1 pseudogene (only partly in view) is annotated in these 431 nt (G+C 64.7%); it reads left to right on the plus strand.

The annotated features are described in order from the left end of the window. Positions 1-431: pseudogene (locus EOB59_RS13085) on the plus strand (AsmA family protein); its annotated part reaches 2,716 nt to the left of the window's first position; the annotation flags it as partial.

Consider the following 431-nt stretch of genomic DNA (forward strand, 5'->3'; position numbering starts at 1 on the left):
GGCTCGACCAGGAAGGCATCCGCGTTTCGGATTTGAAGGCGAAATTGCTGGGCGGGGCGCTCACCGGCCTGTTCGAACTGAAGAACAATGACGGCACCGGCCTGTTCTCTGGCCAGATGAAACTGGCGGGCGCCGATCTGGCGACCGTGCTGCCGGATGCCGGCATCAGCGGCATCGGCGATTTCTCGACGGCGCTGTCAAGCAGCGGCAAATCGGTCGAAGGGATGGTGGCCGCCTTGTCGGGCTCCGGCACGGCGGCGTTGAAGGGCGTGAAAGTTGCTGGTGTCAATCCAGATGCGTTCAGCGCGTTCCTCGCCAAGGCGGATGCGATCGGGCGCGACATCGACGCGGCCAAGACCGCCGGCTTTGCGCCTGACATCGCCGCTAATGGCAGCTTCGCCGCTGGCGATACCGACGTCGCCTTCACGGGT

The sequence above is a fragment of the Mesorhizobium sp. M7A.F.Ca.MR.176.00.0.0 genome (assembly GCF_004023165.1).
In the GTDB taxonomy this organism is placed as follows: Bacteria; Pseudomonadota; Alphaproteobacteria; order Rhizobiales; family Rhizobiaceae; genus Mesorhizobium.